Origin of the sequence: Mycobacterium sherrisii, assembly GCF_002102355.1 — a bacterium.
GTDB lineage: Bacteria > Actinomycetota > Actinomycetes > Mycobacteriales > Mycobacteriaceae > Mycobacterium > Mycobacterium sherrisii.
Map to the genome: position 1 here is coordinate 42,653 of NZ_LQPT01000033.1, position 23,434 is coordinate 66,086.

23 protein-coding genes and 1 pseudogene are annotated in these 23,434 nt (G+C 66.9%); 12 read left to right on the top strand and 12 right to left on the bottom strand.

The genetic code is table 11. The features are described from left to right. Nucleotides 1-9: 9 nt before the first annotated feature. From AWC25_RS06340 to AWC25_RS06355, 4 genes are read right to left on the bottom strand one after another with little or no spacing between them, the layout of a single operon-like run. Nucleotides 10-774 carry an endonuclease/exonuclease/phosphatase family protein gene (locus AWC25_RS06340; RefSeq protein ID WP_085166502.1) on the bottom strand — a complete coding sequence of 255 codons (765 nt, stop codon included), beginning with the start codon at nucleotides 772-774 and terminating at the stop codon, nucleotides 10-12. Nucleotides 775-823: 49 nt separating this feature from the next. Further along, entirely contained in the window at nucleotides 824-1,594 is a 771-nt protein-coding gene (locus AWC25_RS06345; protein WP_069400284.1) for a PIG-L deacetylase family protein, read from the bottom strand. Between the two features lie 7 nt (nucleotides 1,595-1,601). After that, complete coding sequence (locus AWC25_RS06350; RefSeq protein WP_069400234.1) at nucleotides 1,602-2,543, bottom strand: acyl-CoA dehydrogenase family protein; 942 nt, start codon at nucleotides 2,541-2,543, stop codon at nucleotides 1,602-1,604. After that, a complete protein-coding gene (locus tag AWC25_RS06355) occupies nucleotides 2,540-3,181 on the bottom strand; it encodes a glycosyltransferase family 2 protein (RefSeq protein WP_244899467.1) in 642 nt (213 codons plus the stop codon). The genes AWC25_RS06350 and AWC25_RS06355 overlap by 4 nt, the downstream gene beginning before the upstream one ends. A gap of 102 nt (nucleotides 3,182-3,283) precedes the next feature. Between AWC25_RS06355 and AWC25_RS06360 the strand changes: the two genes are divergently transcribed. Continuing rightward, nucleotides 3,284-3,859 carry a nucleotidyltransferase gene (locus AWC25_RS06360; RefSeq protein ID WP_085166503.1) on the top strand — a complete coding sequence of 192 codons (576 nt, stop codon included), beginning with the start codon at nucleotides 3,284-3,286 and terminating at the stop codon, nucleotides 3,857-3,859. On the opposite strand, the gene AWC25_RS06365 is transcribed toward AWC25_RS06360, so the two are convergent. After that, nucleotides 3,856-4,113 (bottom strand): DUF7218 family protein, encoded by a 258-nt coding sequence (locus AWC25_RS06365; RefSeq protein ID WP_069400231.1) that lies wholly within the window; start codon nucleotides 4,111-4,113, stop codon nucleotides 3,856-3,858. The two genes, AWC25_RS06360 and AWC25_RS06365, sit on opposite strands and share 4 nt — an antisense overlap. Nucleotides 4,114-4,264: 151 nt before the next feature. Between AWC25_RS06365 and AWC25_RS06370 the strand changes: the two are divergent. The 3 genes and pseudogenes from AWC25_RS06370 (at nucleotide 4,265) to AWC25_RS06380 (ending at nucleotide 7,932) form a co-directional block, all read left to right on the top strand. Then, nucleotides 4,265-5,292 (top strand): annotated as a pseudogene (locus AWC25_RS06370) (chemotaxis protein CheB). After that, the gene (locus AWC25_RS06375; protein ID WP_232326989.1) at nucleotides 5,285-6,034 is read left to right on the top strand and encodes an STAS domain-containing protein; all 750 of its coding nucleotides are present in this window, start codon (nucleotides 5,285-5,287) and stop codon (nucleotides 6,032-6,034) included. The pseudogene AWC25_RS06370 and the gene AWC25_RS06375 overlap by 8 nt, the downstream one beginning before the upstream one ends. 59 nt (nucleotides 6,035-6,093) lie before the next feature. Next, complete coding sequence (locus AWC25_RS06380; protein WP_085166504.1) at nucleotides 6,094-7,932, top strand: CheR family methyltransferase; 1,839 nt, start codon at nucleotides 6,094-6,096, stop codon at nucleotides 7,930-7,932. Here AWC25_RS06380 and AWC25_RS06385 read toward each other — a convergent pair. Then, complete coding sequence (locus AWC25_RS06385; protein WP_069400230.1) at nucleotides 7,929-8,807, bottom strand: chemotaxis protein CheB; 879 nt, start codon at nucleotides 8,805-8,807, stop codon at nucleotides 7,929-7,931. The genes AWC25_RS06380 and AWC25_RS06385 overlap by 4 nt on opposite strands. Before the next feature lie 204 nt (nucleotides 8,808-9,011). Between AWC25_RS06385 and AWC25_RS06390 the strand changes: the two genes are divergently transcribed. The 3 genes from AWC25_RS06390 (at nucleotide 9,012) to AWC25_RS06400 (ending at nucleotide 11,991) form a co-directional block, all read left to right on the top strand. Beyond that, nucleotides 9,012-10,199, top strand: coding sequence for a glycosyltransferase (locus tag AWC25_RS06390; RefSeq protein ID WP_085166505.1), 1,188 nt, complete (start codon nucleotides 9,012-9,014; stop codon nucleotides 10,197-10,199). 13 nt (nucleotides 10,200-10,212) lie between these two features. Next, nucleotides 10,213-11,271, top strand: a complete 1,059-nt coding sequence (locus tag AWC25_RS06395) for an AraC family transcriptional regulator (protein ID WP_084229307.1) — start codon at nucleotides 10,213-10,215, stop codon at nucleotides 11,269-11,271. 210 nt (nucleotides 11,272-11,481) lie between these two features. Next, on the top strand, nucleotides 11,482-11,991 hold the full coding sequence (locus AWC25_RS06400) for an STAS domain-containing protein (RefSeq protein ID WP_198166646.1): 510 nt from the start codon (nucleotides 11,482-11,484) through the stop codon (nucleotides 11,989-11,991). A gap of 4 nt (nucleotides 11,992-11,995) precedes the next feature. Here AWC25_RS06400 and AWC25_RS06405 read toward each other — a convergent pair whose 3' ends face one another. Together AWC25_RS06405 and AWC25_RS06410 are read right to left on the bottom strand one after the other, a co-directional pair. After that, complete coding sequence (locus AWC25_RS06405) at nucleotides 11,996-13,051, bottom strand: DNA topoisomerase IB (protein WP_085166506.1); 1,056 nt, start codon at nucleotides 13,049-13,051, stop codon at nucleotides 11,996-11,998. A gap of 132 nt (nucleotides 13,052-13,183) precedes the next feature. Beyond that, on the bottom strand, nucleotides 13,184-13,582 hold the full coding sequence (locus AWC25_RS06410; RefSeq protein ID WP_069400226.1) for a heme-binding protein: 399 nt from the start codon (nucleotides 13,580-13,582) through the stop codon (nucleotides 13,184-13,186). 373 nt (nucleotides 13,583-13,955) lie between these two features. On the opposite strand from AWC25_RS06410, the gene AWC25_RS06415 reads away from it, so the two are divergent. Next, nucleotides 13,956-14,390: an SRPBCC family protein gene (locus AWC25_RS06415; RefSeq protein WP_069400225.1), complete on the top strand. Its 435-nt coding sequence runs from the start codon at nucleotides 13,956-13,958 to the stop codon at nucleotides 14,388-14,390. A gap of 37 nt (nucleotides 14,391-14,427) precedes the next feature. On the opposite strand, the gene AWC25_RS06420 is transcribed toward AWC25_RS06415, so the two are convergent. Beyond that, nucleotides 14,428-14,787 (bottom strand): hypothetical protein, encoded by a 360-nt coding sequence (locus tag AWC25_RS06420; RefSeq protein ID WP_069400224.1) that lies wholly within the window; start codon nucleotides 14,785-14,787, stop codon nucleotides 14,428-14,430. A 72-nt stretch (nucleotides 14,788-14,859) separates the two neighbouring features. On the opposite strand from AWC25_RS06420, the gene AWC25_RS06425 reads away from it, so the two are divergent. Together AWC25_RS06425 and AWC25_RS06430 are read left to right on the top strand one after the other, a co-directional pair. After that, complete coding sequence (locus tag AWC25_RS06425) at nucleotides 14,860-15,744, top strand: helix-turn-helix transcriptional regulator (RefSeq protein ID WP_084229306.1); 885 nt, start codon at nucleotides 14,860-14,862, stop codon at nucleotides 15,742-15,744. Between the two features lie 305 nt (nucleotides 15,745-16,049). Then, entirely contained in the window at nucleotides 16,050-17,009 is a 960-nt protein-coding gene (locus AWC25_RS06430) for an alpha/beta fold hydrolase (RefSeq protein ID WP_069400222.1), read from the top strand. On the opposite strand, the gene AWC25_RS06435 is transcribed toward AWC25_RS06430, so the two are convergent. After that, entirely contained in the window at nucleotides 17,004-18,350 is a 1,347-nt protein-coding gene (locus tag AWC25_RS06435) for a flavin monoamine oxidase family protein (RefSeq protein ID WP_069400221.1), read from the bottom strand. The two genes, AWC25_RS06430 and AWC25_RS06435, sit on opposite strands and share 6 nt — an antisense overlap. 184 nt (nucleotides 18,351-18,534) lie before the next feature. Here AWC25_RS06435 and AWC25_RS06440 point away from each other — a divergent pair, with 184 nt between their 5' ends. Then, nucleotides 18,535-19,773, top strand: a complete 1,239-nt coding sequence (locus AWC25_RS06440; RefSeq protein WP_276048712.1) for an MFS transporter — start codon at nucleotides 18,535-18,537, stop codon at nucleotides 19,771-19,773. Between the two features lie 5 nt (nucleotides 19,774-19,778). Further along, nucleotides 19,779-21,131 (top strand): LLM class flavin-dependent oxidoreductase, encoded by a 1,353-nt coding sequence (locus AWC25_RS06445; RefSeq protein WP_142278716.1) that lies wholly within the window; start codon nucleotides 19,779-19,781, stop codon nucleotides 21,129-21,131. A 35-nt stretch (nucleotides 21,132-21,166) separates the two neighbouring features. On the opposite strand, the gene AWC25_RS06450 is transcribed toward AWC25_RS06445, so the two are convergent. Both AWC25_RS06450 and AWC25_RS06455 read right to left on the bottom strand, forming a co-directional pair. Further along, nucleotides 21,167-22,282 carry an Rv3169 family protein gene (locus AWC25_RS06450; protein ID WP_085166508.1) on the bottom strand — a complete coding sequence of 372 codons (1,116 nt, stop codon included), beginning with the start codon at nucleotides 22,280-22,282 and terminating at the stop codon, nucleotides 21,167-21,169. Further along, nucleotides 22,282-23,415 carry a phosphotransferase family protein gene (locus AWC25_RS06455; protein WP_069400217.1) on the bottom strand — a complete coding sequence of 378 codons (1,134 nt, stop codon included), beginning with the start codon at nucleotides 23,413-23,415 and terminating at the stop codon, nucleotides 22,282-22,284. The genes AWC25_RS06450 and AWC25_RS06455 overlap by 1 nt, the downstream gene beginning before the upstream one ends. Nucleotides 23,416-23,434: the final 19 nt, after the last annotated feature.

Here is a 23,434-nt window from a genome sequence, read left to right on the forward strand (position 1 = left end):
CCTGGGCGGTCACGGCCGGTCGATGTCGACCACCAGCGGGCGATGATCGGAGATTGGCATCAGTTCGGACTCGGTGGTGGTGCCCCTGAGGGACGGATCATCGGTGAGGATGTGATCGAGCTGGCGGTCGGGCGCATCGGCGGGGAAGGTTTTGTCCGCGCCCAGCGCCCGCATGCCCGACCACCGTCGGACCGCCGCAGGCGTCATGTTCAGATCGCCGGTGAGCAGCCGCGGACCCGAAAAGCCCCGCAAGTCATGCACGAGCCGGCGCAGTTGACGCCGATTCCAGCCCGGGACGAAGGACAGGTGCGTGTTGGCGACGGTCAGCGCGCCCAGCGGCGTGCTCAGCTGCGCGATCACCGCCGTCCGTGGTTCCTCGTCGACCATCATCACCCTGTTCGGCCCGGGCAGATACATGGGGAATCGGATCGGGATCCGGGGCAGCCGCACCACTTGCCAGCTGGTTGCCGGGAACCGCGACAGCAGGGCTATTCCGTACGCCGCGGTCCCCGGTTGCTCGTCGCCGGTGGCGGCCATCCAGGTGGCCCCCGGGGTGCCGGAGATGGCCGCCACGAACCGTTGTTCCACCGCTCCCATGGCCTCGGCGGCCACCGTGGTGAAATCGGTGCGATTGGATCGCGGCTGGTCGCAATCCACCTCTTGAAGGGCCAGCACGTCGGGGTCTATCCGTCGCACGCAATCGACCAGGCGCGCCGGTTCGACACCGTCGCCGACGATGCGGCCGTGCAGGATGTTGAAGGTGGCTAGCCGCATCAGTTTTATGCTCCGGACAGCCCATCTTGCAGGCCGGCCAGACGGGCGTTCAGCGGAACACCACCTCTCCGACCGCCATCAGTCGGGGTAAGACGTAGGGCGGCAGCGCCGGTCGAGCGCCGGCGCGAGATTCGAATTGACTCCGGAAGCATTGCGCCGCAAGGCGTTTGCGCGCGACCGCGAACTTCGCGGTAGGCACCGAGTACCCGCGGTCCCACGGCACCGCCGCATCGAAGGGCGTGGCCCAGTGCCACATCCAGATCGGATACTCCAAAAGCACCGCATCGGTGCGGGCGCAGGCCGCCGCCGCGGCGCGTCCGACGGCCTCGTGATCCGGATGCCCGTCACCCCGCCAGGTGGCGGCACACCAGGGTGTGACGGCGCTGGTTGCCAAAATCTCGCTCAGCGAATCGGCCAGCCTGTCCTCGTAGTCGGTCAGCTGACCGTCGGGCAGGCCCAGCGAAACCGGCGGCGGAACGCCCAACATATTTGTGGCCCTGCGTAGTTCGTGCCTCCGGATGGCTTCCATGCGAACCCGGTCCATCGGAGCCGCGCCGGGGTGCACCGCCCCGCCGTCGCTGACCGAGACGACCTGTACGTCGACGCCCGACGCCACGAGTTGCGCGATCGTGGCTCCCAGCCCGAGTGTCTCGTCGTCCGGGTGAGGGGCGACGACAACCAAGCCCGGGCAGTGCGTTAAGTCCAGGGGCGCCAACGGTTCCCGGTCAAGCGCGGCCAGCCATACGGGCGTCGGGGTGCCACTGTGGGTCAGCGGCTTCGCCGCGAACCTGGTGCAGTTGCCCGTCGATAGTGTCTTCATCTCGCCCTCAGTGCCGATGCCCCGCCAGGCGCCCGAGCGCGGCCAGATCCCGTTCCGCATGGCTCTGCCGGATGTAGATGCTCAGGTCGGCAACCCGTTGGGCGTGCCGCCCGTCCTGGCACAGGGGCCCCGGTCCCAGCGCGCGGCCGGTACGGGTGATTGCTTCGTCGGCGGCGTGCTCGACGATGGCGCGGATGCGGCGGGCGAGCAGCTCGGCACTCAGAGACCGGTCGAACGGATCGGCGTCGACCCGACTTGCGGCGTCGATCAGCATCGCCTCGCCCGCGGCGAGTGCGGCGTCGACGGCGCCCAGGTGGGCCAGCGAGTAGGCGTCGGCGGATTCGCTTGCCGCACAACGGTACAGCGGCTCAGCGACCTTGCGTGCTCCACCGAGCCAGCAGGCGGCCACACCAATTGCGCCGTGCCAAAAGCCGGGCCGATTCAGGTAATCACCCGGTTCGCCCACCGCGACGGCCTGGGCGTTGGTGAATTGCACCGGGCGGGTGTCGCTACCGGCCATGCCGGTGTTCCACCACGTGGTCGGCAACGCCTTGACCGCGGGATCGACCAGCGCGACCGCGAACAAGCACCGGCTACCGTCTTCGAGCCGCGCGGTGACCAGGGCGTGCGTGCAGAAACCCGCCCCGGCGCACCAGACCTTGGTGCCGTTGAGGATGTACGCCCCGTTGATGTCGGTCGCGGTGAGCACCGCCTCCGGCGACTCGGCGGCCCACACGCCCCACAACTGGCCCAATTCGGGCGGCTTGCCGCCCAATTCGTGCAGAATTGCTACCGCGTCCACATGGGCCTCGGCAATCCGCGCCGCCACGATATCTTCCTCGGCCAACAGTGCCAGCCGTTGCCAACGTTCCAGCGTGCGTCCCGACGCCGGCAGCGGCAGTTCGAGTCGCCCAGAGTCGAGCCAGTGCTGTACCAGTCCGGCGGTCACGCGCAATCACCCGCTGCCGATCTGCCCAATGCCGCGAGGTACTGCCCGATTCCCTGGGAGGTGCGCGTGCGGTTGCGTGCCGATCCGATCACCGACAGGTCGGTGTCCCGGTGGATGGACAAGCCAGCGGCTTCGAACCGCTCGGCGAGGTCGACGTCTTCGCCCGACGGCATGGTGCGGAACCCGCCGACCCGCCAATAGGCGCGGCCGCTGCAGCCCATGTCGGCAATGTGGTCGCACCGGTCGGTGCTGTGCACCGCGCCCAGCACCATGTCGGCACCAACCTCGAGCTGATGGATCAGCCAACCGGGATTTACCCGCCTGGTCGCATCGACGGTCGCGTACCAGCACCGATCGTCCCCGGACAGGGAACGCCCGTAGCCGAAGCCGACCGCACGCGCGGTACCGCTGTTGCGGGCGTCGATGGTCACGAAGTGCACGTCCCGCCCGTAGTGTCCGGCCAACCGGGCGCTGTCCTCGTCGGTCGCGTCCAACACCACCACGACCGTCACGGATATCGGCGTACACAGCGCCGCCGTCAGCACCGCGCGCAGACACGCCGGGAGGTCGACAGTTTGATCGTTAACGGGAACCACCACGACGACCCGGTCGTAGGCGCGGAACGCACGTGTTGACATGTTGCGTTCGATTGCCCACTCGGGTGCCTTTTAAACAGTTGACAACAGCCGTTCGGGGTTGTTCCGGTTGCTCATTCGGTCCGCCGGGTATGTCTGATCCACATGGCACCGATCGAGATGGCCACGCAACCGCCCGAGTGTTCGGCGCCGTTGCGGGCGGCGCTGCGTGCGGCGGCGTCTGCACTCAAGGAGAACGGCCCGCGCTTCGCGTTGGCCGGCAGTTATGCGTTATGGGCTTATGGCGCACCCGAACCCAGCCACGATGTCGATCTCGTCGTAGCCGAATCCGACGTGGCGCAGGCCGCCGACACCTTGCGGCGTGCCGGATTTGTCATCGAGCATCCGCCCGAGGATTGGCTGTTCAAGGCCCGCAGCGACAATGCGCTGGTGGACGTGCTGCACCGGCTCAACGGCGAGCGGGTGGAAGCGGGCACCTTGGACCGTGCCGAGCACCGTGACGTGCTCGCCATAACAATGCCGGTGCTGCCGCCCACCATGGTGCTCGTACAGAAGCTGCGCTCACTCAACGAACATCACTGCGATTTCGCCAAGTTATTGCCCGCCGTGCGCGCGATTCGCGAGCACCTGGACTGGGACCACGTCCGGCGACGGACCGCCGACAATGATTACGCGGTCGCGTTTTTGGTGCTCGCCGAACGCCTGAGCCTCACCGATTAGTGATTGCGCAACTTGGCGACGAGCTTGTCCTTGGTTAGACCCGAATAGCCGGACATGCCAAGCTCTTTGGCCCGCTTTTTCAATTCCGGGACGGTCCAGTCGCTGTAGGAACCGGATTTACCGCCTTTGCGCGAAACCGACGACTTGCCGCGGCCGGCCGCGGCGTTGGAGATCCGCGCCGCCTTCTCCTTGGAGTCCCCCTGCTTGCGCAGGTCCTTGTACAGTTTTTCGTTCTTGATCGACGAATTCGGCATCTGTCATCCTCCTCGCGTGATGAGACCGCTGCCACCGAGTTGCCCGGGCCGCCCGTCGATAAACGCAGGGCAACCGAATCCGCGCCCACCGCGGTGCAAGCCCATGCCCCGCCGCAGGGTTACCCACCCCTGCCGCGGGTAGTCGGCAACGATGACCCGGGCGGCAGGCGACGACATCGGTGGCGTGGTGGCCATCGGCGCGTCGGCCGGGGGTGTCGAAGCACTGTCCAAGCTGGCCGGCGGCTTGTCGCCCGATTTGCCCTATGCGTTTCTCATGACGTTGCACATGCCCGCGGGTTCGCCGAGCATTTTGGCGCGCATCATCGACCGCAGCGGACCGTTGCCGGCGGTCGCTGCTGAAAATGGCGGGGCGCTGAAGCCCGCCCATATTTTCGTCGCGCGCCCGGATCACCATTTGCTGGTGCCGATCGCCGCATCGTGCTATCGCAAGGGCCGACCGAGAACGGGCACCGGCCCGCGATCAACGCATTGTTCCGTTCGGTTGCGGTGGCGTTCGGACCCCGCGCCGTGGGAGTGCTCCTCTCCGGTGTGCTCGACGACGGCGTATTGGGGCTCAAGGCGATTCGCGCACGCGGCGGCGTCACGATTGGGCAATCCCTCGACGACGCACTTTTTCCGGCATTGCCGGGGAAAGCCCATGACGCCGGTGTGCTGGATCGACAGGCGGCGGCGGCCGACATCGGCCAAGTATTGAAAGAGCTCTCGGCGCGCGAGATCAAGGAGCCGGTCATGGAGCCTGACAGCCGGATGGAACTGGAGAACCGCATCGCCATGACGGCGCGCTTCTCGGCGAGTTTCGACTCCCAGGAACTCGGTCCGGCCTCGGGCTACACCTGCCCCGACTGCAATGGATCATTGGCGGCGATCGGCGACGGCCACTTCCGCTGCCGCGTCGGTCACGCCTGGACGGCCGATGCGTTGCTGTCCGCGCGCGACCGGGAAGTGGAGGGAGCGCTGTGGGTCGCGCTGCGCAGTCTGCAGGAAAAGGCGAAGCTGGCTCGGCAACTGGCCGATACGGTGGGTCCAGGTCCGCTCCACCGGCGCTACAGCGCGCAGGCCGACGAGACCGAACGGGCGCTGCACGTGCTCGGTGAGCGGCTCACTTCCATGACCGACCCGCAAGACGGGGCACCCGAGGCGGGTGGCCCCAGTGGCTGAGTCGGTTGTGCTGCTCGGCGCGGACCGCCACCAGGACGTCGTGGTGCTGACGGCCACGGGCGTCCTGGACGGTACGACCTATCGCACCCTGCGCGACGGAGTGATCAAGGCGGCACTCGAAGAGCCGCGAGCGGTGATCGTGGATGTCAACGATTTGGCGGTGCCCTTCGCCTCGGCGTATGTGGTGTTCACCAGCGCGCGTTTGCACGTCAGCACCTGGCCGGACGTGCCGATCCTGTTGGTGTGTGAGGACCGCCAGTCGCGGCGCGCGATCACCGCGGGCGGCGTCGCGCGGTATGTGCCCGTGTTCCCCGACCGCGACTCGGCGGTGAACGCCGCACTGCATCAAAAGCTGGACGGCCGGCAGCGCGCGCGAACACCGCTGCCCGCCCGGCCGGTCAGCATCGGACTGGCCCGGGCCCTGATCGACAAGTGGTTGACCGCCTGGGGGCACCGCGATCTGATTCCCGTCGCCGGCACGGTCGCGACGGTCTTCGTCGAAAACGTCCTCGGCCACACCGACGGCGCGCCGGTGCTGATCGCCGAGAGTTACCGAGACACCATTACCGTCGCCGTAGAGGACGGCAGCCCAGTGCCGGCGGAACGGCGCGAAACCACCCATGGTGCCGAAATGCTGTCGGGTTTATCCATGGTGTCCGCCCTGTGCCGCGCCTGGGGCAGCACCCCGACGCCGTCCGGCAAGACGGTATGGGCGCTGGTCGGCCCCGAAAACCGGCTTTAATCCCGCGAGTATTGTGCAAGTCCTCCACACTTGACCGGCCGACCTTCGACGGGATCTCCATGGACGCCACCACCGACGAGTCCTTCGAAGCATTGTTGCGGTACATGCGAGATTCGCGCGGGTTCGACTTCACCGGCCACAAGCGCACTTCGCTGATCCGGCCGGTCCGGCATCGGATGGACCAGGCCGGATACCGCTCGTACGAGGAATATCTCGACGTGCTGCAGGCAAGTTCGGACGAATTCGCGTCGTTGTTCAACACCATCCTGATCAACGTCACGGCCTTTTTTCGCGACGAAGAGGCCTGGGACTTCGTCCGCGACGAGGTCATCCCGCGGATGCTGGCCGAACGCGGCCCCACCGACCCGATTCGGGTCTGGAGCGCCGGCTGCGCCTCCGGGCAGGAGGCCTACACGCTGGCCATGCTGCTCGCCGAGGCGCTCGGGCCCGAGGCATTTCGGCAGCGGGTCAAGATCTACGCGACCGATATCGACGAGGAGGCGCTCGCCGAGGCGCGAGCTGCCAGCTACGACGCCAGGGCCGTCGAATCGGTGCCGCCGGATATCCTGTCCCGCTATTTCGAACAAGTCAACGGCCGCTACATCTTTCACAAAGATCTGCGTCGCGCGGTGATCTTCGGCCGCAACGATTTGGTCAAAGACGCACCGATCTCGCGGGTCGACTTCCTCGTCTGTCGCAATACGCTGATGTACCTCAATGCGGAGACGCAACGAAATGTGTTGGGCCGCCTGCATTTCGCGCTTGGTCCGCAGGGCACGTTGTTTCTCGGCCACGCCGAGATGCTGCTGAGTCATAGCGATCGGTTCACTGCGCTGAACCTGAAGAACCGCATCTTCCGCAAGGCGGTCGGCACCCACGGCGGGGCGGAGCGCTACGACCCGGCAGCCTTCTATGACCGCACCGACGAGTCGTCGGGGTTGACCACGGTGCGCGAGTTGGCTTTTCGCGCCAGCCCGGTGGCACAGATCGTGGTCACCGGGGAAGACACCGTGGCAATGATCAACCAGCAAGCCGAGAGCATCTTCGGCCTGTCGGCCCGCGATATCGGTCGGCTGCTCAGGGATTTGGAGGTGTCCTACCGAGCGGTGGAGCTGCGCGCCTATCTCGAGCAGGCCAAGGTGGAGCGCCGCTCGGCGCGGATCCCCGATGTCAAATGGCAACGGCCGGGCGCGGAAACGGTGTGGTTCGAAATCCACGTCAACCCCTTGGTCGACGCCGAGAACGGATTGCTGGGGGTGTCGATCGTCTTCTTCGACGTCAGCGCCACGCGCGCGCTGCTGGACAAGGTCGTCCAGACCAACCGCCAGCTCGAAGCGGCTTACGAGGAGTTGCAGTCCACCAACGAAGAACTCGAGACCACCAATGAGGAGTTGCAATCCACGGTGGAGGAACTCGAGACCACTAACGAGGAGCTGCAGTCCACCAACGAAGAACTCGAGACGATGAACGAGGAGCTGCAGTCCACTAACGACGAATTGCACACCATCAACGACACGTTGCGCGAGCGCAGTCTGGAACTCGACGGTGCGACAACCTTCCTGGATTCGCTGATCAATTCGGTGCAGATGGGCATGGTCGTGGTCGACCGGGAGATGAAAGTGGTGGTCTGGAATCGGGGTTGCGAGGACCTGTGGGGGCTGCGGGCCGACGAGATCGCCGGCACCAAACTGACGTCGCTGGATATCGGATTGCCCCTCGATACGGTGCTGCCGTTGATCGGCAACGCCTTTGTGGATCCGGAGAGCTCGGGCGAAACGCTGGTGGACGCGGTCAACCGGAGGGGACGTCCGGCGCGGGTGCGGGTCACGTGCACGTCGTTTCGGTCGAACGACGGTGCGGCCGGTGGAGCGCTGTTGCTGATGGAGGTTTTGGGCTAGTCACGCAGTTGCGCGACCGCCCGCCTGGCGGCCTGCTGCGCTTGTTGGGCACGCCGCACGGATTCTTCGGCGCGGCGTCGTGCCATCGCAACCGTTTGGGCCGTGGCGCCGATGCCGGCCGCCAGATCCTGGCGTCGGCGCCGGAGTTCGTCTGCCCGCAGCCGCGCGGCTTCGGCGCGGGCGGCCGCGTCGTCGAGGGCTCGCGTCGATGGCTCCCGGAACTGATCGTCGGGCGGGGCGGCACCCGTCTGCGCCGGCGGTGTGGGCGCGCTGGCGCGCTCGGGCGCGGGGGGTATCGGGGCGCCGCGGGCAATGGCGGCAAGCACGCCACCGATGTCATGCACCGGCAAGATGAGGTCCGCACCGGCTTCGGCCGCGGCCATCGGCATCGAGGGGTAGTCCGCGGTCCCGGGGCTTTGGGCGATGACGATGGCCCCGGCCCGCTTCATCGCCCTGACTCCCTCGGCCCCGTCTCGGCCGGACCCGGACAACACGACGGCCAGTGCGCGCGGCCCGTACGAGCCGGCAACGGACACCAGCAACACGTCGAATCGACGCTCCGAGATCGACCCCATTCTGCGCAGTCGACAAGTCCGGTCTGCGACCAGCTCCATGTGCATGTCCGGCGGACAGACGGTCACGGGCCCCGGTTCGATGGTTTGGCGGTCGCGTGCCCAGCACACCGGGTGCGCGGTGGACCGTTGCAAGATCATGGGCAGCACGCTCGATTGCCCGCCGAGGTGCTGTTGCACGACGATGGCGGCACCGAACTCCGTAGGCAAATCGCCTAGGACCGCTAACAACGCCTCTAACCCACCGGCCGAGGCCATCAGGACCACCAACTCGACCCCGGGTCGCTGGGTGTCGGTTGCCATGCGTCCAGTGTCCTCCGCCCGCCCTGATCCGGCCTCGGGAACTTTCGCACTATCCAGCCGGCGAAGGACCCGGACAGCCAGCGAAGCCGCAACGGCGCCGCGTTTGGCAGTCGGCCACGCCGGGTACTGCCCAGGGTCGCGGGCTTCCGCCCTTGCGCCAAAGACCTCGACGGCAGTTCGAACCGGATACGGAGGGATTTCGTCGTGAAGATCGCGGTCGTGACCGGAGACGACGTCGCCGGTGACGGGCCAGCGCAGCTATGTTCCGCGCTCGCCACTCGCGGGCACGACGTGACATGCCATGCGAGGCAACAACGGCGGCCCCGCGCCCAACGCTCAGCCGAGCCGAATTTTCGGGTCGTGGCGACACGTGTCGGACCGCCGCCAGGGGGAACCGCCGCCGACGTTCTGCCTTTCGTGGGTGATTGGGCGGCCATCCTGCAACGCCGGTGGTCACACGACCGGCCCGACATCGTGCACGCGCATGGCTGGCTGGGCGGGCTGGCGGCCCAGCTGGCTGCACGGCGGCAAAGCTGGCCTACCGTCCAGACTTTCCAGTGCCTGGCCGCAGCAAGGACGTCATCCGCCGACCGGTCCGACGATTCCGCGAGACAACGCATCGAGCCGCTGTTGGCGCGGCACGCCGACTGGGTCACCGTCGAAAGCACGGCCGACCTCGAGGCGCTCACCCGGTCGCTGCACAGCCGGTCGCGGATGTCGGTGATCAGTGGTGGCGTCGACGGTGATCGGTACACCCCGGTGGGCAGGGCCGACGATCACAGCGCCGCCCTGCCCGGCCTGCTCCGCGTCTTGTGTATCGCGCAGAATCCGTTGTGGGTCAATGGAATCGACACGGTGATCGCGGCATTGTCCCGGGTCGCGTCCACCGAGCTGGTCATCGCGGAAAGCGGGCCCGACAGCTGTCGCGACGACCGGGCGAGAGCCAAGTTGGAGCGCTTCGGCGCAAAGTTGGGTGTGGACCAGCGGATCAGGTTCCTCGGCGCCGTCACCGATGACGACATGCCCGCGCTGCTGCGATCCTGCGATGTCCTCCTCTGCACGCCGCAACGACCACCCACAGCCGCCTCGGTCTTGCAGGCCATGGCCAGCGGGCTGGCGATCGTCGGCCCGGCCATCGGCGTGCTGGACGATCTCGTGGTCCACGACGTCACCGGCCTGCTGGCAGCCGGGGACGATCCCAGGGATCTGGCGTCGGCACTGAGAATCCTTGCGGCGGAACGTTTTCGCTGCAGCGGCATGGGGGCGGCCGGCCGCAACCGGGCGTTGTCGCGCTACACCTGGGACCGAATCGCACTGGACTCGCTGGCGATCTATGAGAAACTCAGCTCAGAACGCGTAGTGGGTGAAGCAATGGAAGAGGTCACACGGTGACCGGTGCGCAGTCATGACGAGCATCACCGAAAAGAAACCGCACGGCGTGTCCAACGGCGCGGGCGACGTTCTGCGTGACTCGTTGAGCGCCAACCTCAAAGCCGCCGGTGACATGGGCGTCCTGTCTCGGCCTTCCGTGGTTCGACACGAGCAGTTCCGCACCTTCGATCCCGAGGACGCGCGGCGGTTCTTCGCAGCCGCCTACACGCCGGGCTGGCGAATCACCGGTATCGGCAGGGGATCGGCCGTCAAGCACCGGCGCTACACCGTGCCGGCGGTCACGCTCGACGACGTCCTGATGCAGGGCCGGGTCAACTGTGAAATCCCGGGCGCCGATGACGTGTTGGTGATCCAACCGCGCGCGGGCGCATTGACGGTGAGCGCGAATCGGTTGCCCGAGCTGGACCATCCGGTGCTCGTCGCCCACGACATGCCCTGCGTGCTGTGGGTCAACTCAGGGCGATTCGACGTGGTCAGCATCGGGTCGGACGTGTTGCGTAAGGCGGCGGCCGGACAGTACGCGCCGTTGCCGCAGAAGATTCGGTTCCTCGATTGGCGTCCGTGCTCCAGTGCCGCCGCGCGCGCCTGGCATCGAGCACTGGAATACGCGAAAGCCACGCTCTGCTCGGCCGACACTGCGGGCCAACCGTTGATCGCCGCGACGGTGGCGACCGTGCTGGCAACAGCGTTACTCGAGTGTTACCCCTCCAACCTTACGGCGGACAGCGACGTGCTGAGCGACCCCGCAGTGCCCGAGGCGCTCAAGGATGCGGTGTCGTTCATCCACTGTCATGCCGGCGCCGACGTCGGGATTCATGAAGTTGCGGCGGCCGTGCACCTCACCCCGCGGGCAGTGCAGTACCTGTTCAGGCATCAACTGGACACCACTCCGACGCGGTATCTGCGTCGCGTCCGGTTGCACCGCGCGCATTTGGACCTGTTGTCCAGTGATCGCTCACTGACCACCGTGGCCGAGGTCGCCCAGCGGTGGGGATTCCTGCACACCGGCAGGTTCGCCGTGCAATACCGCAAGACCTACGGTCAGAGTCCACACACCACGTTGAGACAGTGAGTTTTGGTAACCGCTCGGGTCAAAAGGCCCTGCGCAGCTTGCCTTTCTGAGGTCAAACGTGGCGTCCTGCACACTTTGGGGTCTGCGAACCCGCGCCGATGCGGCTAGGCTCTTGACAGGTTGAGTCCGCAGCTGCCGATATTTCGGGGCCATTGGGACACCGACGTCGCTTCGGTCTACTTGATCCCTCATCCGATTGGGCGTACTCGCATGACTTCATTAGCTTTTCGACCGACCACCGACATGTGCGGCCAACCGCGCTGCCGCTTTTCGATCGACTGCGCCGGGGCGCAGTTGCATGTGCACACCCGCAGATCGGCCACCGTATTGGGCGTCCACGGCGAAATCGACGCGTTCAACGCGGACCTGGTGGGCGACGGGATTCGCCGGTACGCACGGCTCAAAGCGCCGGTGGTCCTGGACCTCAGTCAGCTGGATTTGCTGAGCGCGGCCGGGTTTCGCATGTTGCTCATTCTCAACGAAGAACACGAGCGCGCCGGATTGCACTGGAGCGTGGTCAGTGGGGCGCGATCGCGCCGCGTCGGCGCGGTCTTCCCGAAACACGGCTTGCCGCTTGTCGATTCGGTCTCCGAGGCGCTTCACATCGTCGACGACCTGGTTCAGACGCGCCGGCGGTGGCTCGCCGTCCCGGCTCGGCAACACGAGCCGCAGCGCGACAACAGCTCCGGGCGCGCCGCGGGGCGCCGCGCGATCGCCTGAGCGATCACGCTGTCTTGGCCAGCCCGGCAGTCTGAGACATGCCGGTGCCTCGGGCCACCCGCCGGATCAGCGCACGGGTCGCCTTTTCCAGGATTTCCTGGGCGGCGTCCGGCTGCCGGGTCCGCTCGGCGCGCCCGGTCGCCGCGGCGATGGTGAGCTCTTGCTCGTAGCCGGTGACGACACGGGGATCCACATAGGAGCCTCGTGCCACCGCGGGCGTGTTGCCCAGCCCCTCGGCCACCTCTTTCATCACTGCCGACTCGACGCGCTTGATCACCCGTTGTGACACTGGGGGATCCGCGTCGGCGAACGCCACGGCCGCCAGCACCGTGCCATGCCAGGTCCGCAGATCCTTGACGGTGAATTCGTCGCCGACGATTTCCTTGAACCGGGCATTTAGATCGTCGGCCCGCAGCTCAGTCCAGCCGGACCCGTTGCGGTACACCAACAATCGCTCACCGTGTTGGGTACTGCGCATCAGCGCACGCACCGCGCGCACCACCGCGGCGTCCTGCACCTCCACGGTCCGCTGCACGCCGCTCTTGGCGGGGTAATCGAACGCGACCGCATCCCGGCGCACCGTCACGTGCTCGCGCAGCAGGGTCGCGATTCCGTAGGACTCGTGTTCTTCGGCGTATTGCTCTCCGCCGGAACGGAAGTAGCCCCGGTCCAGCAGGCGCAACCCCAGCGCCAGCACCCGCTCGCGCGACGTCCCGCGCCGGGACAGGTCGGCCACGATGCGATCGCGAAAGTCCGGTAGCCGAGTGGACAACTCGAGGACGCGATCGAACTTCTCCTCGGCGCGCTCCTGCTGCCACGCCGCATGGTAAAGATACTGACGGCGTCCGGCCGCGTCGGTGCCCACCGCCTGGATGTGTCCATTCGGATGAGGGCAGATCCACACCTTCTTCCAGGCCGGCGGGATCACCAGATCCTTGATCCGTTGCAGGGTTGCCTCGTCGGCCAGCGGCTCGCCGTCGGCGTCGTAGTAGGCGAATCCCTTGCCCCGCGGCTTGCGGGCGATTCCGGGCCCGTCCAGGACGCTTCGTCGTAGCCGCATGGTCGTCGTCTCCCAGTCTTGTTGGCTGATCGGGAGTTACCCGCCCGCGGGGGGATTCACACGGATGGATTGTCCGTCGCAACGCAAAACGACCCGCCACGTCGGTGTGGCGGGTCGTTAGCGCGGGAGAATCTAGCCGGCCATGAACTCGTGGTAAGCCGATTCCAGATTCGCCGGCAGGGCCGACACGTTGCACTGACGCTCGGTCTCGCCGATCGGCGCCAGAATGCCGCGCAGGTCGTAGTACTCCTGCGGGTGCGCGGTGAAGTAGCCGCGAAGGTTGGATGCGGCTTCGGTCCTCGGCTGTCCGTAGGCAGCCATGACGACCTGGTTGGCGGCCGGGTGAGCCGCGAGGTACTGCTCGGCGGCGCCCTGCGCCGAGGACACCGTGGCGTTCACGCCCGCAGGGCTGCAGTCGGGTGCCGCGGCCGCGGACGGCGCACCGGCGATCCCCAAGGCCAGACCCCCGAGCAGACAACCGGCACTGACGCCGGCGACTCGCCGGCGCGCGACGCTATTGCTGAATTTCATGCTGTTGTCCTTCGATGATCGACATCAATTGACCGGGGTGCCCGATACCCAGAGACCAACGTAGCTGGCAGAGAACGCGACAGTGCCTTAAATTTGCGGGCAGCTAATGTGCGCCGGGAGGGGTTTGACTCGCGGCGGCCACGCCCATCAGTATCCGACGGCCTGTCGTGATCAAATCGTTACTAGCTAAGGCAGGTATCAGCAAACTCCCCTTAAGCTCGTTATCTGGCATCAATCGAAGCGTGGAGTAGCAGCCGCAAAGCCAGTGAGGGTTGCCCGGTGAACCCAGTGCGCCGCGGCGGCAGCCCGCCGAGACGGCATCGGGCTAGCATGTGCGGGAGCCGCTGCAGTCACCGCCCGCGGGGGAATTCTGATGGTCGAGATTCGCTTGGAACGCACGATCGCCGCGCCTGTGGAGCAGGTTTTCGATTGGCTGGCCGAACCGGTCAATTTCGCCGCCGCTCCGCTGGTGCTCAGGGGCAAGTGGGCTAAGGGCACGACGGGTCCCGGCCCGGGCGCCGTGCGTGAAGTGATCGGCGCCGGCACCTGGTTCCGTGAAGAGCTCACGGTTTACGACCGGCCACGCAGCTACAGCTATCTGATCCTGCGATCCTTCCCGCCGTTCGATCACGACGGTGGCACCCTGACATTCACCACGGTCGGCGACGCAACCCGGGTGGACTGGCTGACCAGTTACACCCATGCGGCCGCGGTGGGGGGCAAGGCGCTGGAGGCGGTGACGCGCCACCTGTTGCGTCCTAACCTCCTCGCGATTCTCGACGCATGCGCCAAGGCGCTGCAGAAATAACCCAGTCTTGTTGGTGCGCGGCGTTTTCGGCACCGGCTCAGCGGTGCGGAACGACGGAGTCGGCCAGCAGTGCGCCCGTGACGACGGCGGCCACGATCAGTACCAGCGCCGCGGCCGGCCACACCCACAGCACGCGCTTGCGTGACGCCGCGATGATGATGCCCGCGACGGCGAGGACGGCGGCGAGCCCCACACCGCCCCACGTCACCGCATAGGCCCAATCGAGTGCCGAAGTGTCGCAGGCGTTGGGCGAACACGAGTCGGTGGCCATCGCGAAGAAAAAGGAGAAAGACACCGACAGCGTCCCGGCAATCACGGCCAGCACGAACAGGATGACCGTGGCGATGGTGTCGGCCGTCGAGCGCTGCTTGGTCTCGGGATGCTGGGCGGCAGTCATACGGCAACTCTATGCCCGCATCGTTTCCTGGCAACGCCGCATGGCGGCCCGCCGCTGGGGTACCCGGAACGGGTGGACGTTGCCAAGGACATCAGGGACTTCTTGATGACGCGGCGTGCCCGGATCGCGCCCGAGCAGGTAGGCATGCCGCCGGGGCGGCGGCGCCGAGTGCCCGGCTTGCGACGTGAAGAGGTTGCCCAGCTGGCCGGCGTCAGCATCGAGTACTACACCCAAGTAGAGCGCGGGAACGTTGCCGGCGTCTCCGACGACGTGCTGCGTGCCATTGCCCGGGCGTTGCAACTCACCGAGGCCGAAGAGGCGCACCTGTTCGATCTGGTGCGCGCCGTCAAGGGCGATCGGGGCCGACCGGCGCGGCCACCGGACCGCGGCCTACCCGAAGGCGTACAGGCGCTGCTGGACGGCATGGTCACCGCACCGGCGATCGTGATCAACGGCCAACTCGATGTGGTGGCCGCCAACGCGCTCGGGCGTGCGCTCTACGCACCCGTTTGCACCGGGGCGAAGGCGACACCGAACCTGGCCCGGTTCATCTTCCTCGATGCCGCGGCCCGCCGGTTCTTTCCCGATTGGGACCGCGAAGCCGACGACGTCGTGGCGCTGCTGCGGGCCGAAGCGGCCCGCTCACCCGACTCGCCGGAGCTCGGCCGACTCATCGGTGAACTCACCGCTCGCAGCGAGCAATTCCGCGGCAGTTGGGCAGCGCACAATGTCAAGGCGCATCACCATGGTGTCAAGCGATTTCACCATGCCGAGGTCGGTGAATTGACGTTGACCTACAACGTCTTCGACATCACCAGTGTGGGCGGCTTGTCACTGATCGGCCATACCGCCGAACCGCAATCACGATCCGACGAAGCGCTGCGGCTGCTCGCCAGCTGGGCCGTGACTGAGCACCAGTCCGACGCGGATCCTCGAAATGACAACGCGTCCACCTGACCCGTAGTCCGTCTGGAAACCACTGGGGCGACCACGTTTTGGTGGTCTAAGGTGTCAGGTGCTGGATAAGTTGACGTGCGGCGTTGCGGCCGCTGAGCACCGCCCGACGGGACATCGGGGACATGACAGTCACCCTCTCACACCGCAACCGGGCCCGTGGTGCGGTCGGCGCGCCCGCCCGGACACGTGTGCTGCGATTCGCTGCGCGCGGTTTGGCGAAAGTTGCATAGTTGGACGCGCGTGCCGATATAAGATTCCGGTATCCGGGGTGCGGCGACGGGGCCGTGTTCGAGGGGGGAGCGGCGATGAGTGCTCGGCGATCGAGGCGAGTGGCCGACCCACTGTCCGGCGCGTTACCGCCGAGCCGCACCCTGACCGTCCGTGCGGTCGACGGCACTCCCTTGCACACCGAGGTTTTTGGGCCGCCCGAGAGGCTTCCGATCGTGCTGACACACGGCATCACCTGCTCGATCAGGGCGTGGGCGTACCAGATTGCGGAATTGGCCACCGAATACCGGGTGATCGCGTTCGACCACCGCGGACACGGCCGCAGCGGCGTGCCGCGGCGCTGCGCGTATAGCCTCAAACATCTTGCCTCCGACCTCGATTGCGTCTTGGAGGCGACGGTGGCTCCGCACGAGCGCGCGGTGCTGGCCGGGCATTCGATGGGAGGCATCACCATCGCCGCCTGGTCGGCCCGTTACCGGCACAAGGTCCATCGCCGAGTCAATGCCGTGGCGCTGCTCAACACCACCACCGGTGAGGTCGCCCGCCGGGTAGAGCTGCTGTCGGTGCCGGGGCTGCTCTCGCCGGCGCGGGTACTCGCCGCGCGCGGCCTGATCGCCGCGTTCGGCGGACTGCCGATTCCGGCGACGGCGCTGCTGGCTACTCGCTCCGTGGTGGCGATGCTGGCGGTCGGAAAAGAGGCAGATCCGAACACGGCGAAATTCATCTACGAGTTGTTCGCCCAGACATCGCCCGCCGGGCGCGGCGGCTGCGCCAGGATGCTGGTCGAGTCGCTGGGTGCCCGCTACCTCGATCTGTCCGGGCTGACGGTGCCAACCCTGGTCATCGGTAGCGAGAACGACCGACTGACACCGCTGCGCCAGGCCCGCGAGATCGCCCGCACCGCACCCAACGTCGTCGGTCTTGTCGAGTTACCCGGCGGCCATTGTTCGATGCTCGAATATCCGCACGAGGTCAACCGGCAGCTACGCTTGCTGGCCGAATCGGTCAGCGTGCACGCGGAGCCGATCAGCTCATAGCTTGGCGCTGACCTCGGCGGCCGCGCGCTGACCCGACCTGACGGCGCCGTCGAAGAACCCGGTCCATTCGTCGGCGGTCTCGGTGCCGGCCCAATGGATCGGGCCGACCGGTTCGCGCAGCCAAGGACCGAACTGTGTCCACGACCCCGGCGGCACCGCCGCGGTCGGTCCCCCAGGGGCGAAAGCCTCGGTGCCCCAACGATAATCCGTGTAATCGAGGGGTGTGAGGGCCGCATCCCCGAACAGCGACGCGAAGCAGCGCAACGCGTCGCGACGGCGTTGATCGGTGGGCAACGAATCGAAGGCGCGGGCGTCGACAAAGCCCATCAGGATGCCGGGCCCGTCACCGTCCGGACTGACGTCGAACGTGATGAACACCGGCCCCCGATCGGAGAGCGCCTGGCCGGAAAAGCCGTTGGCCCGCCAAAACGGTGTCTCATAAGCCGCGAAGGCCTTACTGAGCCGGCCCTGCGGCCAGCGGTCGAACAGGTGGTGGTACTCGGCGGGCAGCGGGGGAGTGAACTCGATGGCCGCCCGGTGCGCCGGTGGGATCGCGACGATGACGAACCCGGCCTCGGCCGCGCCGCGATCCGAGGTGACCGTGACACCCGCACCGTGCCGCTCGATGCGCCGGACGGGCGCGTCGAGCACCACACGTGCGCCCAGGGCGTCGGCCGCCGCCCGGGCGATCTGCTGCGTGCCGCCCGGGAAATGGTCCTGCTGGGCGCCGTCCCGGACATCGAGCAACCGGTCCAGCCCACCGGCGGCACGCACGTAGCGCACCGCGTGCAGCATCGACACGTCCTCGAGTTCGCATCCCCAGGTCACCCGGGCCATGATCGCCATCAGATCCCGAGACGAGGCGGTGGCCCGGACCGAGCGCAGCCAGCCGGCGAACGACAGGCTGTCCAGCTCGCGCGCACGGCGGGCCTGCCACGGGGCGTCGACCGGGATGCTGCGGGTGATTCTCTCGAATTGCCAACGCAGGCGGCCGATGTCGAGCAGCCCGGTCAGCGAGAGCTTGGGGATGGTGCCGTGATACGAGCGCGTCCAACCGCGCCAGTGGATGACGTTCTTGCCGTCATGGTGGGTGGGGGTGGTCGGGATCGAAAGTTCGGCGGCCAGCGCCAGCACGGCGTCTTGGGTGGGGCCGACGAACGCGCCGCCCATGTCCACTGGCAGCCCGGCCACGCTGCCGGTGAAGGAGCGCCCGCCAACCCGGTCTCGGCCCTCGAAGACCACCACGTCGTGGCCCTGGTGGGTCAGCGCTCGCGCCGCGCTCAGGCCGGCAAAGCCCCCGCCGACCACCACAACATCGACAGTCCACGACGGCTTCGTCACGCCCCTAGTCAACCGCATGGTGACGTGGCCTCGGCAGCGCGGTCCCGTTCGGGGTTCTCCTCACCGCGATGGCAACGGTATGCCGGCGGGGGCACCCCGGCTAATCTGCGGTCACGTGACAGTTATCGAGCCGACCGCGACCGCCGGTGCTCAACCGCAGCTGCGCACCGTGGCCCTGGGCAGCATGATCGGCACCACGATCGAGTGGTACGACTTCTATCTCTACGCCACGGCGGCGGCGTTGGTATTCAAACCGCTGTTCTTCCCGAATGTTTCGCCGACTGCCGGAACGCTCGCGTCGTTTGCCACCTATGCGGCGGGCTTCGGGGCCCGTCCGCTCGGGGCGGTGGTGTCCGGCCACTTCGGCGACCGGCTGGGCCGCAAGACCGTTCTGGTTGTCGCCCTCGTGACAATGGGTTTGGTTACCACCGCCATCGGGCTGCTGCCCAGCTACGCCCAGGCCGGCCTGCTGGCCCCCGCACTGCTGGCGGCGCTGCGGGTGCTGCAGGGGCTGGCCGTGGGCGCCGAATGGGGCGGTGCCGCCGTGCTGTCGGTGGAGCACGCACCGCCCGGCCGCCGGGGACTTTTCGGTAGCTTCACCCAGCTCGGTTCTCCCGCGGGCATGTTGCTGGCGACGTCGGTGTTCTATCTGACCCGCAAGGTCACCGGCAGCGCGGAGTTTCTGAGCTTCGGCTGGCGAATCCCGTTCTTGTTCAGCGCCGTTTTGGTGGGTATCGGGTTGTTCATCCGCCTTCGGCTGACCGATGCCGCGGTCTTCGACCGCCTCAGAGAACGTGACGACCTCGCGGCCCGGCCGGTGCTGGAAGTGCTGCGCCGGCAGCCGCGGAATGTCTTGATCACCACCGGGTTACGACTGTCGCAGATCGGCCTGTTCGTGCTGCTGACCACGTACTCGCTGACCTATCTGCAGGACACGTTCGGTAAGAACAGTGGGATCGGTTTGCTGGCGGTGTTGATCTCGTCGGCAATCGGCCTGATCAGTACCCCCGGCTGGGCGGTGCTGTCCGACCGGATCGGCCGTCGGCCACCGTATCTGTTCGGCGCCGTCGCCGGGGTGGTGGCACTGACGCTGTTCTTCGTGGCCGCCGCAACGCGGTCGCCGCTTGCGGTGTTGCTGGCGATTGTGTTCGGCGTCAACGTCGTTCACGATGCGATGTACGGCCCGCAAGCCGCCTGGTTCGCGGAACTCTTCGATACCCGGGTTCGTTACAGTGGGTCGGCTCTGGGCTATCAGGTTGGAGCCGTGCTTTCGGGTGGCTTTGCGCCGCTGATCGCGGCGGCGCTGCTGGTCGTCGGTGGCGGTAGACCGTGGTTGATCGTTGGGTACTTCGCGGTACTGGCCGCAATCACCGTCATCGCGGCCCTGGCAGCGCGGGAAACGTACGCGGATCAGATCGAGTGAGTGCAGTGAGCAGGATATATCTCAATGCCTTCGACATGGCATGTGTCGGGCATCAGTCGGCGGGACTGTGGCGGCACCCGCAGGATCAGGGTTACCGGTACCGCGAGCTCGGCTATTGGACCGAGCTGGCCCGCATCCTAGAGGCGGGCGGCTTCGACGCGCTGTTTCTGGCCGACGTGCTGGGCGTCTACGACGTGTATGGCGCCTCGCGCGACGCGGCGGTCCGCGACGCCGCCCAGTTCCCGGTCAACGACCCGACCGCCGCGGTGTCGGCGATGGCCGCCGTCACGGAGACCCTGGGCTTCGGGATCACGCTGTCGCTGACCTACGAGCAGCCGTACGCGCTGGCGCGTCGGTTGTCGACACTGGATCACCTGACCGATGGGCGAGTGGCGTGGAACATCGTGACGTCCTACTTGGACAGCGCCGCACGCAATCTCGGTCTGGACGCCCAAATTCCGCACGATCGGCGTTATGACATCGCCGACGAGTATCTCGAGGTTTGCTACAAGCTCTGGGAGGCGTCCTGGGAATCCGATGCGCTGGTACGCGATCCGGAGCGTGGAGTGTTCACCGACCCGGCCAAGGTGCACGACATCGAACACAAGGGCCGTTACTTCACCGTCCCGGGACCGTTTCTGTGCGAGCCGTCGCCGCAACGTACCCCAGTGCTGTTTCAGGCAGGGGCGTCGCCGCGGGGGGTCAAGTTCGCGGCCGCCAACGCCGAGGCCGCGTTCATCTCCGGTCCGACCCCGCAGATCGTGCGAGGTCCGGTCCGGGCATTGCGGGAAGCCGCCGCCGCGCTGGGCCGAGACCCGCGTTCTATCAAGGTGTTCACGATGGTGACCCCAGTGGTCGCCGAGACCCGTGAGCAAGCGCTGGGTAAGTTGGCCGGGTATCGCGAATACGTCAGCACCACAGGCGCTTTGGCGCTGTTCGGCGGGTGGACGGGGGTCGACTTGGCCGAGCTCGGTGACGAGGATCCGTTGCGCTACAGCGAGACCGATGCCAACCGGTCCGCGCTGGCCTCCTTCACCACCGACGAGCGGACCTGGACCGCACGCGAACTCGCCGAGGAGATCGGCATCGGCGGTCGCGGCCCGGTGCTGGTGGGTTCGCCCACCGACATCGCCGACGAGCTGGAACGGTGGGTCGACGAGGCCGACGTCGACGGTTTCAACCTGGCCTATGTGACGACACCGGGCACCTTCGTGGACTTCGCGAAGTTCGTCGTGCCCGAACTGCGTCGCCGCGGGCGGGTGCCGGAACGGGTGCCGCGCAGCACGTTACGGGAACGGTTGGGCGGCAAGGGGCCGCTGTTGCCCGACGATCACCCCGGCGCCGGCTACCGCCGCTGAGACCAGCACCGGGCCCGTCGGCGCCGAGCGGCAGGCTACGGCGCCACCGTTAACCAGTCGGCGAAACCGGACGGGTCGTGGCGGCCCAGCGCGCCGTGCTCGTAAAGGCCCCAGCCCTCGACCGGATCCCGGCCGTCCTCGACGCAGACCGCGCGACCGACGTGGTCGATCACACCGAAGCCGGCGCGTCCGACGATGGCCGGGTCGGTCATGTTGTACGTCAGGCGTTCGGCGAACTTCTCGCCCTTCCACATGCCGTGTATCCAATCGGAATCACCGCCGTAGCCGCCGCCGACGTGAATCGGTACCGGCAGCTTGGACTCGACGTCGAAGTGCACCGGCAAGCCGTCGGGTGTGGTCGCGTCGATGGTGGCGCCGGTCGGGATCCGGGTACCGGAGCGGTAGTGGATCTGCACCCGGGGCCAGCCCAGCTGCTCCACGCGTCCGTCGCGCCAGATCCGGGTGCAGTCGTTGAGTGAGCGAAACCCGTTGGGCTCCTCCTGAATGATCAGCACGATGGCGAAGTCGTCGAAAGCCATTGGTACATAAAGCCACCACATGCCCTCGAACGGCGGGTCGGCGGGCCGTCCCGCCGGCTCGGCCTCACCGATCGGGCGGATGCCCCAGGATCGGTCACGGCTGCCCAGCCACGTGCCGGGATCCACCGTGATCCTTTCACCGTCGATCACGATGTGTCCGCTCCAACTGCCGAGTTGGGCAAATCGCTGCGCATCCAGGGTGACCCGGGTGCCGGACCGCAGGATGTGCGGCTGTTCCTGCACGACGTCGAACAGCCCCGTCCAGGTGAGATCGGCAGCGATGCCCTCGGTTTCGTCGAGGACGATGCGCAGCTCGTGCAGCGGCTCGATCACCTCGACGCGGTAGCCGTTGACGTGCTGGTTGAGCCGGTCTTGATCGATCGCGTCCGAAACGTGCACGGCGGTCTGCGTGTCGCCGCGCCGGACGAGCACGAAGGCATCCTTGACGCCGAGGTTGGGATAGTAGCCGATGCCGCTGATGAGGAAGATGTTGCCGGTGCGGTCGTGGGCGTTGAAGTACGACCGATCGTAGAAGTTGCGGTCCGAGGAGCCCGGCCAGGCGATCGGTTGGGGAATCTGGTGTACCGGGTATTCGTCGAGCGGTCCGAGCATCACTGGTCCTCTCCGATAAGACGTTTCATCAGTCCGGCGTGGTAGAACAGCGACTCGACGTCGTCGGGCTTCTCGGTTTCGCCGAAATGCACTCGGCGCGCACCGGTGCGCATGAAAACGCATGCCCACATCACGCCCGAGTACACATAGAACCAGCGCAGGTCACCCACCTCGACGCCGGTGAGTTGCCGGTAGGTGGCGCGCACGTCCTCCTCGCGCATCACCTCGGGCAGCCCGGGGAGTCCGGCCAGACCGGTGAGCTCTTGAAAAACCATGTGCGCGTAGATCATCCACGCGACGTCGAGCTCGCGGGGACCCAGCGTCACCATCTCCCAGTCCAGCACCGCAACCGGCTGGAAGTCACGGTACAAGACGTTGCCCACCCGGGCGTCGCCCCACAGCAGCACCGGTTCGCGTGCGGCGACCTCCGTCGGCCAGTTGTCGTTTAGCCACGCGAAAGTCCGCTCCAACAGCGGCGAACGGCCGATGTCGGGCACCGCGAATTCATACCAGCTCTGCACCCAGTTGAAGTGTCGGCGCAGCGCGCTGTCTCCGGGGCCACCGGAGAGGAATCCGAATGTCTGTTCGGCGTTAGGAATTGAGTGCAACTTCGCCAGCACCCCCACGGTGGCGTCCTGCAGTTCGCGTTGCTTTTCGGCGGGTGCATCGGCGAACCAGTTGTTACCGAAGGTGTAGGGCATGACGTCGGGGGGCACCACACCGTCGACGTAGTCCATCACGAAGAACGGCGTCCCCAAGACATCGCCGGTGGGTTCGAGCCAGCGCACCGGGGGAACCGGGACGTCGGTGAGTTCGCCGACCTTGCGGATCACGTCGAATTGGTGATCGAGTCGGTAAGTGGGAAAGACCTGGACGTCCGATGCGCTGGGGGCAACCCGGGTCACCAGCTTCCGCTGCACCGGCTCCCCGTCTTGCTGCCATCGGGTGGAGAGGATGATGGTCTCCGAGGACATGCCCGTCGAGTCGATGCCGCTTTCGACGGTCACCTCCGGTGCGGCGCCTTCGGGGAGGATGGTAGACAGCCATTTCGACATCACCGCGGGCAATGTCGTGACGTCGCGACTGGAACGTTGAAGTCGATCGACGTTGTCGAGCACGGGTTCAGTGGCCACGCGGTGCCTCCATTCGTTG